At 65.9% G+C, this 12,125-nt stretch carries 10 protein-coding genes; 4 read left to right on the top strand and 6 right to left on the bottom strand.

Annotated features, from left to right (window positions below):
* Positions 1–2 precede the first annotated feature (2 nt).
* Together P8T11_RS13395 and moaC are read right to left on the bottom strand one after the other, a co-directional pair.
* Positions 3–254, bottom strand: coding sequence for a MoaD/ThiS family protein (locus tag P8T11_RS13395; protein ID WP_268081495.1), 252 nt, complete (start codon positions 252–254; stop codon positions 3–5).
* Positions 235–723, bottom strand: a complete 489-nt coding sequence (gene moaC, locus P8T11_RS13390; RefSeq protein ID WP_100854796.1) for a cyclic pyranopterin monophosphate synthase MoaC — start codon at positions 721–723, stop codon at positions 235–237. Before moaC ends, P8T11_RS13395 begins: the two co-directional genes overlap by 20 nt.
* Positions 724–861: 138 nt before the next feature.
* Here moaC and P8T11_RS13385 point away from each other — a divergent pair, with 138 nt between their 5' ends.
* Positions 862–4,380: a DUF748 domain-containing protein gene (locus P8T11_RS13385; protein WP_268081496.1), complete on the top strand. Its 3,519-nt coding sequence runs from the start codon at positions 862–864 to the stop codon at positions 4,378–4,380.
* Positions 4,381–4,449: 69 nt separating this feature from the next.
* Positions 4,450–5,334 (top strand): dienelactone hydrolase family protein, encoded by an 885-nt coding sequence (locus P8T11_RS13380; protein WP_268081497.1) that lies wholly within the window; start codon positions 4,450–4,452, stop codon positions 5,332–5,334.
* A 106-nt stretch (positions 5,335–5,440) separates the two neighbouring features.
* On the opposite strand, the gene P8T11_RS13375 is transcribed toward P8T11_RS13380, so the two are convergent.
* A complete protein-coding gene (locus tag P8T11_RS13375; protein ID WP_268081498.1) occupies positions 5,441–5,866 on the bottom strand; it encodes a hypothetical protein in 426 nt (141 codons plus the stop codon).
* Positions 5,867–6,105: 239 nt separating this feature from the next.
* On the opposite strand from P8T11_RS13375, the gene P8T11_RS13370 reads away from it, so the two are divergent.
* Positions 6,106–6,609: a peroxiredoxin gene (locus P8T11_RS13370; RefSeq protein WP_100854800.1), complete on the top strand. Its 504-nt coding sequence runs from the start codon at positions 6,106–6,108 to the stop codon at positions 6,607–6,609.
* An 86-nt stretch (positions 6,610–6,695) separates the two neighbouring features.
* Positions 6,696–8,321: an MFS transporter gene (locus P8T11_RS13365; protein WP_268081499.1), complete on the top strand. Its 1,626-nt coding sequence runs from the start codon at positions 6,696–6,698 to the stop codon at positions 8,319–8,321.
* A 17-nt stretch (positions 8,322–8,338) separates the two neighbouring features.
* Here P8T11_RS13365 and P8T11_RS13360 read toward each other — a convergent pair whose 3' ends face one another.
* From P8T11_RS13360 to P8T11_RS13350, 3 genes are all read right to left on the bottom strand, one after another.
* Positions 8,339–9,211: a DMT family transporter gene (locus P8T11_RS13360; RefSeq protein ID WP_268082363.1), complete on the bottom strand. Its 873-nt coding sequence runs from the start codon at positions 9,209–9,211 to the stop codon at positions 8,339–8,341.
* The gene (gene bioB, locus P8T11_RS13355) at positions 9,208–10,275 is read right to left on the bottom strand and encodes a biotin synthase BioB (RefSeq protein WP_418910305.1); all 1,068 of its coding nucleotides are present in this window, start codon (positions 10,273–10,275) and stop codon (positions 9,208–9,210) included. The genes P8T11_RS13360 and bioB overlap by 4 nt, the downstream gene beginning before the upstream one ends.
* 259 nt (positions 10,276–10,534) lie before the next feature.
* Positions 10,535–12,028 (bottom strand): helix-turn-helix transcriptional regulator, encoded by a 1,494-nt coding sequence (locus tag P8T11_RS13350; RefSeq protein ID WP_268081500.1) that lies wholly within the window; start codon positions 12,026–12,028, stop codon positions 10,535–10,537.
* Positions 12,029–12,125 lie beyond the last annotated feature (97 nt).

Here is a 12,125-nt window from a genome sequence, read left to right as displayed (position 1 = left end):
GTTCAACCTCCGGTGACGGGTTCGAACACGGCGACTTCGTCGCCGGGGCGGATCGGTGCCGTCGGCTTGGAGTGGGTTTGGTTGATGGCCAGTTTCAAGCGCGCTGCCGGGGCCAGTTGGGGATAGCGTTCGCCCAGCGCGGCCAGCAGTTGCGCGCCGGTGGATTCGCCATCCAGCGGCCAGTCTTCGCCGCGCTTGCCGACCAGTTCGGCCACGCGGGCGAAGTACAGCAGATTAATCGTTGCGCCATTCACCGCTTTTTCCTCCAGCCTTGTACTTAAGGCGTACTTGTTCGACCACGATGCCTTTGTCGGCGGCCTTGCACATGTCGTAGATGGTCAGCGCGGCCACGCTGCACGCCATCATGGCTTCCATTTCCACGCCCGTCTTGTAGCTGGTGCGGCAGGTGGCCTGGATGTCGATGCGATGCGCGGCGTCGTCCAGCGCGAAGTCGACCCCCACGAACGCCAGCGGCAGGCTGTGGCAAAGCGGGATCAGCTCCGCGCAGCGCTTGGCGGCCAGCACGGCGGCCACGCGCGCCGTGTTGAGCACTTCGCCCTTGCCCTGGCCCGGCTGCGTCAACAGGCCGTAAGCCACGGCGTTCATGCGCACGCTGGCCACGGCGATCGCCACGCGCTCGGTGTCCGACTTGGCGATGACGTCAACCATGCGCACCTGGCCGGCTTCGTCCAGGTGGCTCAGGGAAGGGGGGGAAGATGACATTGGGAATCGGGATCGAGAATTGTTAATGTTTGAAAACTGCCGCGCCAGCGGGCCGGGCGGGGCCGGGGTTCCGCCTATGATAGACGAGCGCTAACCAGGGCGCGATAATCGCCATCAACTCGTATCAGGAGACTCGCGATGCCCTTGCGGCGCCCCAAGTTACGGTTCACCCGGCGCGCCGGCAAAATCCTACTGGGCATTGTGGCGTTCGCGCTGATCGTCTGCGGCATCGCCGCCTGGCAAGTGCCGAAGGTCTTGCACAACGTACTGACCACCGACGTCGCCAAGATGATCGGCCGCGATGTTTCCGTGGGCAAGATCAGCTTCAACCCCTTTACCCTGACGGTACGCGCCCGCGACCTTGCCGTGGCGCAACCCGGGTCGCAGACTCCGCTGCTGACATTGGCCGAACTGGATGCCAGCGCCGCCTGGAGCTCCCTGTTCTGGTTCGCGCCCGTCGTAGACCGCTTGACGCTGCGCGAGCCCAGCATCGCCATCGTGCGTGAAGACGTCACGCGCTTCAATTTTTCCGACATCCAGCAACGCGTCGCGGACATGGCGGCGGCCCAGCCTGAAGAACCGCCCGAGCCCGACGCCGGCCTGCCCCGTTTTTCGCTGAACAACATGGTCATCGAAGGCGGGTCCATCACGCTGGATGACAAGGTCACCGGGCGCAAGCAGGTGGTGGATGAACTGGGCCTGGGCGTGCCGTTCATTTCCAACTTCGGCTATGCCACCGACATCGACGTGCAGCCCCGGCTGCACCTGCGCATCAACGGCAGCCCCTTCGACCTGACCGGCGTGGCGCGCCCCTTCGACAAGGTGCCATCGTCCACCTTGCGCGTGGCCTTCAACGGCCTGCAGCTTGAAAAGTGGGCGGACGTCTGGCCGATGCCGCTGCCGTTCAAGCTGGAAAGCGCGCTGCTGGATTCCAACCTGCAAGTGGTGTTTGAACAGCCCAAGGACGCCGCGCCCAAGATCCGCGTGGTGGGCGATCTGGGGCTGCGCCGGTTTGACCTGCGCGATACCAACGGCGACCCGCTGGCCGCCTGGAGCGCGCTGACCGTCACCCGCCTGGAACTGGAACCCATCGCGCGCCAGGCCTATGTGGGCGAGATCGGCCTGTGGGCGCCGCAGGTCCATGTGCGGCGCTACGCCAATGAACACCTGAACTGGCAGGACGTCGTCGTCAAGCTGAAGGCGCTGGCGGGCGTGGCGCCCACCGAGACGCCCGTGGCCGACAAGCTGCGGCGCGATATCGGCTTGAAAGAAAAGCCAAAGCCCGACGCCGCCGCGACGCCTGCCCCGGATGATGCTCCGGCTGTCGCATCAGGTGTCTCTCCAGCAGGTGCTACGGTAGACGCTACTACCGCGGCGCCTGCCCCCACCCCCGACTCATCAGACTGGAAAGTCACGCTGGACGCCTTCAACCTGCACGAAGGCGAGCTCACCCTGACCGACGCGATCAGCAAGCTGGACTACGTCGTGACCGGCGTGGGCGCCACCGTTGAAGGCGTAACCATTCCCGAGGTCAAGGACCAGCCCGTCAACCTGTGGCTGAACGTGGACAACAGCACCGACGGCGGCTGGATCCGCGCCAAGGGGCCGCTGGAACTGAAGCCACTGTCGCTGGAACTCGCCGTGCGGATGGGCAACATCGCCCTGGCGCCCCTGGCTCCGGCTGTGCGCAACGCGGCGCCGATCCTGCTGCTGGATGGCCGGCTGGGCGCATCGGCCCAGATCCATGTCCGCGAAAAGGACGGCGCCGTCGATGCCTACGCCACCGCCGTGCAGGCGGACCTGGCACAGTTCAAGGCGCGCGACGAGGCCCAGAAGCCAGCGCTGGACATCGCCCTGCAATCGCTGCGCATGACGGCGGACCGCGTGGCCATGGGTCCCGGGCAAAGCAATTTCACCTTGGCGGCCGCGGGCATCCAGGGCGACGGCGCGCTGAACATGAAGGGCGCGTTCACGCCGCAGCCGCTGACGCTGACGTCTTCCGTGGACCTGTCCGACCTGAACGTGGCGCCGTTCGCACCCTATGCGGCCGGCAGCCTGAACGCCACCGTGCGCGCCATTACGCTAGCGGCCAAGGGCGACGTGGCCTTTGCCGCCGCCACCGGCAACGCGCCCATGCGGGTCAACTGGAAGGGCGGCGTCGACATCACCGGCGTTGACCTGCAAGACCGCGTCAACAACGACGACTTCCTCAACTGGAAGCGCCTGGCGTTTGCCGGCATGGATGTGTCCGTGGCGGGCGACAAAGTGGCCGCCAAGCTGGGCGACATCGCGCTGGAAGACTTCTATGGCCGCATCCTGCTGAACGCGCAGGGCCGCTTGAACGTGATGGACCTGGTGGCCGCGCCCGGCCAGGCTGGCGGCTCCATCACGCAAGATACGCAGACGCCGGGCCGGCAAGCGCCCGCCGCGCCGGCTTCCTCGAAAAGTGATGCCGGCGCCGCCATGCCGGACATCTCCGTCAACAGCGTCACGCTCTCGCGCGGCCGCATGACGTTCACCGACCGCTTCGTCAAACCGAACTACGTGGCGGAGCTTTCCGCCATTGAAGGCGCGATCTCGGCGGTGTCGTCCACCAACCCGCAGCCCGCCAAGGTGAAGGTGACGGGGCGCGTGTACACCACGGCCCCGCTGTCCATCAGTGGCATCGTGCAGCCATTCGCCAAGTACCTGACACTGGACCTGAAGGCGTCGGCCAAGGGCGTGGACCTGCCGCGCTTCAACACCTATTCCGCCAAGTACGTGGGCTACCCGATCAAGCGCGGCAAGCTGTCGGTGGACCTGGAATACAAGATCAAGAACCGCGCCTTGCAGGCGTCCAACCATGTGGTGCTGAACCAACTGACCTTTGGCGACAAAACCAACAGCCCCGACGCGACCAAGCTGCCGGTGCTGCTGGCGGTGGCGCTGCTGAAAGATTCGCGCGGCAATATCGACATCAACCTGCCCGTGTCCGGCTCGCTGGACGATCCGGAATTCTCGGTGGGCGGCATCGTGGTGCGTGTGTTGCTGAACCTGGTGGTCAAGGCGGTGACCTCGCCGTTCAGCCTGTTGGCCTCGGCCTTCGGGGGCGGGGAAGAATTGTCGTATGTGGAATTCGCGCCGGGCAGCGCGGTGCTGACGGAAGATTCCATCCAGCGCATCGACACGCTGACCAAGGCCTTGACCGAGCGCCCCGCGCTGAAGATGGACATCAGCGGCCGCGCCGATCCCAAGACCGACACGGAAGGCTTGCGCCAGGCGTGGGTGGATGCGCAGATCCGCGCCGCCAAGGCCGCAGACACGGCCCCTCGAGGCAAAAAGCCGAACCCAGCAGGGGTGCAGGTATCGGCCGCCGAGCGCGCCAAGTACCTCGAAGAGGTCTATGACGACACGGACATCGAGGACAAGCCGCGCAATTTCATCGGCATGGCCAAGTCCGTGCCGACCGAGCAGATGGAATCCATGCTGCGTGGCGTGGCGCCGGTGGGCGACGAGCAATTGCGCCAATTGGCCGATGCCCGCGCGCAGGCGGTTTATGAGAAGTTGCAAGCCCAGGAAGGACTCGCGGACCGTGTCTTCATCGTTGCGCCGCAGTTGGACGCAGACGGCATCAAGGACGAGGGGCAACCCTCGCGCGTGGACTTCTCCCTGAAGTGAACCCGCCAGGCCGACGACGCGCGCCGCGTGCCGCGTCTTGGACCCGGCTTTTTTGCCAGGAGATTCTTCATGAAAGATCAGGACGCGCACTTCGACAGCCTGTTGCCGCCCTTGCGGCTGGACCGCCGGGGCTTCATCGCCACAACGGTCGCGGCGGGCTTTTCATTGGCGGCGGGGCCGGCCGTGGCCCAGACCGCCATTGCCACCGACACGAAGGGGCTGACGGCCGGCAAGGTCGACATTCCCACGAAAGACGGCAAGATGCCGGCCTATCGCGCGGCGCCGGAAGGCAAGAAGAACCTGCCCACCGTGCTGGTCGTGTCCGAGATTTTCGGCGTGCACGAATATATCCAGGACGTGTGCCGCCGCCTGGCGCACCTGGGGTACCTGGCCATTGCCCCGGAACTCTACGCGCGCCAGGGCGACCCATCCAAATACACCGAAATCCCGAAGCTGCTGGCCGAGGTCGTGAGCAAAGTGCCCGACCTTCAGGTGCAGAGCGACCTGGACGCCACCGCGACGTGGGCGGCGGCCAACGGTGGCAACCCCGACAAGCTGGGCATTGTGGGCTTTTGCTGGGGCGGCCGCCAGGTCTGGCTGTACGCGGCCCACAACCCCAAGCTGAAAGCGGGCGCGGCGTTCTACGGCCAATTGGCCGGCGAACCCACCGACCTCAAGCCCAAGTCGGCCATGAGCCTGGTGAATGAACTGAAGGCCCCGGTGCTGGGCGCGTATGGCGGCAAGGATGCGGGCATTCCGCTGACGGACGTCGACCGCATGCGGGTCGAACTGGCGAAAGGATCGGCGGCGGCGAAGGCGTCGCGGATCGACGTGTACCCCGAAGCACCGCATGCCTTTCATGCGGACTACCGGCCGTCGTACCGCAAGCCCGAGGCCGAGCAGGCCTGGACCCGGATGCTGGACTGGTTCAAGCAGAACGGGCTGGCGGTGTAGCCGACGCGTTACCGGACAACAGCCAGACAGGGGGCGGGCGGCGGTCTATGGCGGGGGCTATTTGGGCCCAGGGGCTCAGGGGACGATGGGGGAACCCGTTGGGAGCCTACTGGGCTTTTTCCCCTGGCAGGCCGTCACTGACTTCCGCCAAGGCCTTTTTCATGCCCTCATAGCTGATGGCGCGCTCGTGCTGGAAGCTGCCCAGCACGCCCTGGCACCCGTCCACGCCCGAGCGTTTCATGTCGTTCATCATTGTCTTGCCCTCGGCCAGGCCCTGTTCGAACAAGGCCTCGTAGGACGCCATCGAGAACCCATATTCCTTGGCGAACTGTGTCAGGTTTTTCTGTGCTGTCGCCCGGTGTTGGGCCAGGTCGGGGTCCGAGGCGCCGCAGGCGCGCGCGGCGCCGTTGGACGCCCCGGCGGCAATGACGAAGGAATCGTACTGGGTCTGTTCGCTTGCCTGCGGCGCGGCCCAGGCCGGCGCGGCGGCTGTGGCCAGCACCCAGGCCAGGCCAGTCAAGATCTTGTGCATCGGGGTGTCTCCGATAGATGCCCGCGGGCCGGTTCCAGCCCGGGCGGGCGTGGGTTACGCCTGCATTATGGCAAGCAGCCGTTTCCAGGCCATGTGGCCGGGGTATGGAGTCGTTTCAGACTGTGCGTGATTTTTTCGCGTCGCTCTGACGCAGCGGGCAGGGCGCGCACGAACTATGATGTCGGGTGTGAGGCGATCCCGCCTCAATGCATTGCCCCACTTTTCCCTGGAGATACCCCATGACGATCAACGTCGGCGACCGCGTGCCGGAAGGCACCCTGACCGAATTCATCGAAACCGAAACCGCCGGCTGCTCGCTGGGCCCCAACGCGTTCCAGGTTTCCGACCTGACCCGCGGCAAGACCATCGCGCTGTTCGCCTTGCCGGGCGCCTTCACCCCCACCTGCTCGGCCAAGCATCTGCCGGGTTACGTGGAACAAGCCGCCGCCTTGAAGGCCAAGGGCGTGGATGAAATCTGGTGCGTGGCCGTCAACGACGCGTTCGTCATGGGCGCCTGGGGCCGCGAGCAAAAGACCGAAGGCAAGGTTCGCATGCTGGCCGACGGCTCGGCGCTGTGGACCAAGGAACTGGGTCTGGAACTGGACCTGATCGCGCGCGGCATGGGCGTGCGGTCGCAACGCTATTCGGCCCTGATCGTCGACGGCGTGGTCAAACAGTTGAACGTGGAAGGCCCTGGCAAGTTCGAAGTCAGCGACGCCGCCACGCTGCTGTCGCAAATCTGACCTAACGTAGTTCCTGTATTACCGCTCAACACGGCAGGCTGCCTTTGCAGCCTGCCGCGCTAATGCCAGCAGCGGTTGCCAACGCCATGCTCGCCACCCTCTCCTCATTCTCGTCCCTGTATTTCGCGACCTTGTTGATGCTGATCGGCACAGGTCTGTTCAACACCTACATGGGCCTGCGCCTGACCGCGCAGTCCGTCAGCGAAGTGTGGATCGGCGCCTTGATCGCCGGCTACTACCTGGGCCTGGTGTGCGGTGCCCGCCTGGGGCACAAGCTCATCATCCGCGTGGGCCACATTCGCGCGTTCGTCGCGTGCGCGGCCATCGCCACCAGCATGATCCTGGCCCAGACGCTGGTCGATTCCATGCCGCTGTGGTTGGTGTTCCGGCTGATTTCCGGCGTGGTGATGGTGACCGAATTCATGGTCATCGAAAGCTGGCTCAACGAACAAACTGAAAACCATCAGCGTGGCCGGGTGTTCTCGGTCTACATGGTGGTGTCCGGCCTGGGCACGGTGCTGGGGCAATTGGCACTGACCGCCTATGCCACCCTGGACCTGCGGCCGCTGACGCTGGTGGCCATGTGCCTGGTGCTGTGCCTGGTGCCCATTGCCGTTACCGCGCGTTCGCACCCCCCCACGCCGCTGCCCGCGCCGCTGGACATCCGCTTTTTCATGCGCCGCGTGCCGCTGTCGATGACGGTGCTGTTCGTGGCGGGCAACCTGTCGGGCGCTTTTTATGGCCTGGCCGCCGTCTATGGCGCCAAGCACGGTTTGACGACCTCGCAAGCCGCCATCTTCGTGGCCGCCGCCGTCACGGCCGGTTTGCTGTCGCAATGGCCGATGGGCTGGCTGTCCGACCGCATCAACCGCGCCGGCCTGATCCGCTTCAACGCCTTGCTGCTGGTGTTGCTGCCCACGGTGATGTGGGGCTGGCTGACCTTGCCGTATTGGGCGCTGGTGGCCTTGTCCTGCGTTTTCGGCATCCTGCAATTCACGCTGTACCCGCTGGGCGCGGCATTCGCCAACGACCACGTGGAGTCCGAGCGCCGGGTCAGCCTGTCGGCCGTGCTGCTCATGACCTACGGCGTGGGCGCGTGTATCGGCCCCATGATCGCGGGCCTGCTGATGTCGCTTTTCGGCCCCAGCATGTACTACGTGTTCATCTCGGCGTGCGCGCTGATTCTGGTGTGGCAGGTGCGCCCGACGCGCGTCACCGGCGCTCACCAGGTCGACGAGGCGCCAACGCATTTCGTGCCCATGCCCGACACCTTGCAAAGCTCGCCCGCCGCGGCGGTGCTGGATCCGCGCGTGGACCCGGAAAACGATATTGCGATGGAAATGGTGCAGCCTGATCCGGCGGCGGCAACGGTATCCGCGGCCGCGGCAGTGTCGGAGCCGACGGAAGCGGTGGAGCTCTCGGAGGAGCAGTCGGAGCTGTTGCAGCCTTCCGAGTCGCCGCCTGCCGCTACGCCGCTCACCCAGGAATGGCCGGCCGATGCAGCGGCAACGCCGGCAGCCGACGCTGCGGCAGCCGATGCTGCGGCAGCCGACGCTGCGGCAGCCGACACGGCAGGGCCCGACTCCGCTGCCTCGTCAACCGGGTCAACCGGGACAGCGGGGACCGCGGGGAGCGCGGGGACAGCGGAGCCAACCCGCGACGCGGACGACGCTGCCGAACGTGCCGAACGCGCACGCCGCACCGGCACCTGAAACCGGCCTGTGGTGGGCTACCAAGGCGCCATCAGCACGATGGCGGCCAGCGCCAGCGCGATGCCCAAGCCGTTGACTCGCGTCAGCGGCTCTCGGAACACCAAGGCGCCGACCAGCGTGCCCAGGGTGATGACGCCCATGTTCATCGACGCGAATACCAGCGCCGGGTGTTCGGGCAGCGATTGGTGTGCGCGGATATAGGTCAGGATATTGCCGAAGTTGAAAGCGCCCAGCGCTACGCCAGCCAACAGGTGGCGGCGTTCCCAACGCACCCGGCGCGCCAGCAGATAGGCCAGCATCAGCCCCCCCGCCAACACGAACGCCAGCAGCAACCCTGCGGCAAACGCGGTGCCGGCGCGCGCCATCTGCTTGAACAGGATGTCGATCACCCCATAGCCTGCCCAGACCGCGAGCGGCCACAACCAGATGCCTCGGCTCGCCGCTGTTCCGGTATCGGTGCCGGTGTGGGCAGCGGGACGGCGCAGCAGGCAGGCCAATGCGCCGAAGGCCAGCAGGATCGCCGCCAGCTTGCGCCCGCTGACCGGCTCGCCAAACAGCAGGAAGGCCGCCAGCAAGGGAATGAACAGCGACAGGCGCTGCGCCGCGTCGCTGCGCACGATGCCGGCGTGGCGCACGGCCGCCGCCATCGCCAGGAAAACGCTGGGCAGCAGCACGCCCAGGGCCGCCAGCACGGCCCAAGGCGTGTGCGGCGCCAGCAGCGCGGCGGGGTCGGGCTTCAAGATGGCCCAGCAGAGCAGGGCGGCCACCGCGTAGTTCATGACGATGGCCTGGCGCACGTCCACGTCATAGCGGCGCGCCAGCTTCAGCAGTACGGCCACGGTGACGCTGCACGTCACGCTGGCCAGCAGGTACAGGATGCCCGGCGTCAACGGCATGTCGGGTTCTGCTGCTGCCGCTGCTGCTGCTGCTGCTGCTGCTGCTGCTGCGCCCCGGCGGGCGTGGGGTGATCGCCGGCTTCGACGTGCATGCCCAGGCGTTGCAGCAGGCGTTGGTCGGCCTGCATTTGCGGGTTGGCGGTGGTCAGCAGCGCGTCGCCGTAGAACATCGAGTTGGCGCCCGCCATGAAGCACAAGGCCTGCAGCGCGTCGTCCATGGCTTCGCGGCCCGCGGACAGGCGCACCGCCGCGCGCGGCATGGTGATGCGCGCCACGGCAATGGTGCGTACGAATTCAAAGGGGTCCAGCGCCTCGACGTCGGCCAGCGGCGTGCCTTCAACGTGCACCAGGTTATTGATCGGCACCGACTCGGGGTAGGGATCCATGTTGGCCAGTTGGGCGATCAAACCCGCGCGCTCGCGCCGCGATTCGCCCATGCCGACAATGCCGCCACAGCACACGCTGATGCCGGCGTCGCGCACGCGGTCCAGCGTATCCAGCCGGTCCTGATAGGTGCGGGTGGAAATGATCTTGCCGTAGAACTCCGGCGACGTATCCAGGTTGTGGTTGTAGTAGTCCAGCCCGGCGTCCTTCAATTGCTCGGCCTGGCCAGCCTGCAGCATGCCCAGCGTGACGCAGGTTTCCAGGCCCAACGCCTTGACCGCGCTGACCATCTGCGCCACGGCCTCCAGGTGATGCGGCTTGGGGCTGCGCCAGGCCGCACCCATGCAAAAGCGCTGCGCACCGCCAGCCTGGGCAGCCCGGGCGGCGGCCACCACCTCGTCCAGCGGCATCAGCTTGTCCGCATCCAGGCCGGTGTCGTAGTGGGAAGACTGCGGGCAGTAGGCGCAATCTTCGGGGCAGCCGCCCGTCTTGATCGACAAGAGGCTGGACAGCTGGACGGCGTTCGGGTCGAAGTGGGCGCGGTGCACCTGTTGCGCACGGTGTACCAGGTCCATGAACGGCAGCGCGAACAGCGCCAGGATGTCGGCGGCGCGCCACGCCGGGGCGGGCAAGTGCTTGGACGTCGTCGGGACGGGAATGGTGGCGATATGCAAGGCGGGCTCCTGTCGGTCTTCCGGAAATCGCGCCGCTTGCCAAAGCAGGCAAGAGCGGATCGGCGGATCGTAAGAACCTGCGCAGGGTTTACGCAACGTGTGCCCGCAGCCCGAAAATGCCGGGAACTTATGGGGCTAATTACCGCAGATGCGGGATGTTGCGGCGCGGCGTGATCTAACTCGGTGGCATCTTCGGCGACGCCGGCCCCTCGGATATTTTGCTTCTAATTGTAAATACAAGGGGCCGGCTGCGTGTTGATCAGTCCTTGGCAGGCTTGTCGCGCACCCGGGCAGTTTCATGGCCCGTAATACCGCGATCGCGCGCCCACACGATCGCCGCGCTGCGCCGATGCACGCCGATCTTGCTGTAGATCGTGGCCACATGGTTGCGCACGGTATTGCGCGACAGCTTCAGGGCCTTGGCGATGGCGTCGTCATCGTGGCCTTGGCAAAGCAAGCCCAGCACTTCGCGTTCGCGGGTGGTTAGTTGCGCCAGTTCCGCCACGTCGCGGGAGGCGGGCGCGGGCTGGCGCAGTTGCGCCAGCTTTTCGATGATGCCGCGGCTGAACCAGGATGTGTCCTGCATCACCGCTTCGATCGCGGCCAGCAGTTCAATTTCGGAGCGCTTGCGCTCGGTGATGTCCTGCATGACGATCAGCAGTCGGCGCAGGCCGCCGATCATCACCGGCTCGGCAGACACCAGGCAGTCCAGCCTGCCGCCGTCAGGGGTGGCCAGCGTGGCCTCGCGGTTGCGCGCGCTTTCTCCTCGCTTCAGGCTCGCGGCCATGCCTTCATAGGGCTGCAGGCCGATGTCGGTCAGGGCCTCGCCCGTGCTGGTTTCCAACGAGGCGCCCGTGACCGCCGCAAAGGCGTCGTTGAAGTCCAGCACGCGCAGCGAATCGCCTTCGCACACGGCCATGGGCACGGGGGCCAGCTTGAACGCCTTCGAGAAGCGCTCTTCGCTTTCGCGCAGCGCTGTTTCGGTCCGCTTGCGCGCTTCCAGGTCAATAAAGGTGAACAGCATGCAGGGTTCGTCGTGCATGTCGATGGGCTGGCCAGCGACCATGACGAATTTCGTCTCGCCGTTCGCCAGCTTCACCACGCCCTCGCGCTGCGGGATGGTCTTGCCTTCATTCAGATTCGCCACGGCCTGGTCTTTGTCTTCCCCGCCGTCCAGTACGTCGAGTTCGTAGGCCGACTTGCCCAGCACGGTCTCGCGCGTGTAGCCCGTCATTTCCAGGAAGCCCTGGTTCACCTTCACGTAGCGCAGGTCGGATAGCCGGCAGATCAAGGCGGGTGCGGGGTTTGCGCCAAACGCACGTTCGAAGCGCTCTTCGGCGTTGATCTGTTCGGTTTGGTCGTGCAGGATCAGCACGCGGTAATCGGCGTCTTTGTCGCCTTCCAGCTTGAGGCCGCGCGCGCGCAGGTTGCGCAGGAATTCGTCGTCGTCCTTGCGGCCCAGGTCCAGCAGCAGATCGTCAAACGTGTCGCCGGCCGCCAGCAGATCCAGCGGATATTGGCGCGCGGGTACGCGATGGTGATTACGGTAGGTGAGGGTGTAGCGTTTGCGGTAGCCGACTGGCGTGCCGCCCAGCGCGTCAAGCGTGTCCACGCCGTGTAGTTCAAGCGCGCTGGCATTGGCCCAGGCAATTGAGCCGTCGGATTCGAGCAGGATGATGCCTTCATTCAAACCCGCAATGATGGCTTGCAGGTGTTGGCGATGCGCGTGGGGCGCGGCGGCGTTTGCGGTCACGTAGGCCTCTTCGGTTCGCGTGGCGTGAGCCCACAGGATGCAGGCGCGCGGCGATGCTGTCCAGAGAGCAAAACGGACGAGTCTTAGCGGCGGGGTA

The sequence above is a fragment of the Achromobacter spanius genome (genome assembly GCF_029637605.1).
In the GTDB taxonomy this organism is placed as follows: Bacteria; Pseudomonadota; Gammaproteobacteria; order Burkholderiales; family Burkholderiaceae_B; genus Achromobacter; species Achromobacter spanius_E.
The sequence above is the reverse complement of the archived record's forward strand: the minus strand, read 5'-3'. Positions and strand labels throughout refer to the sequence as shown.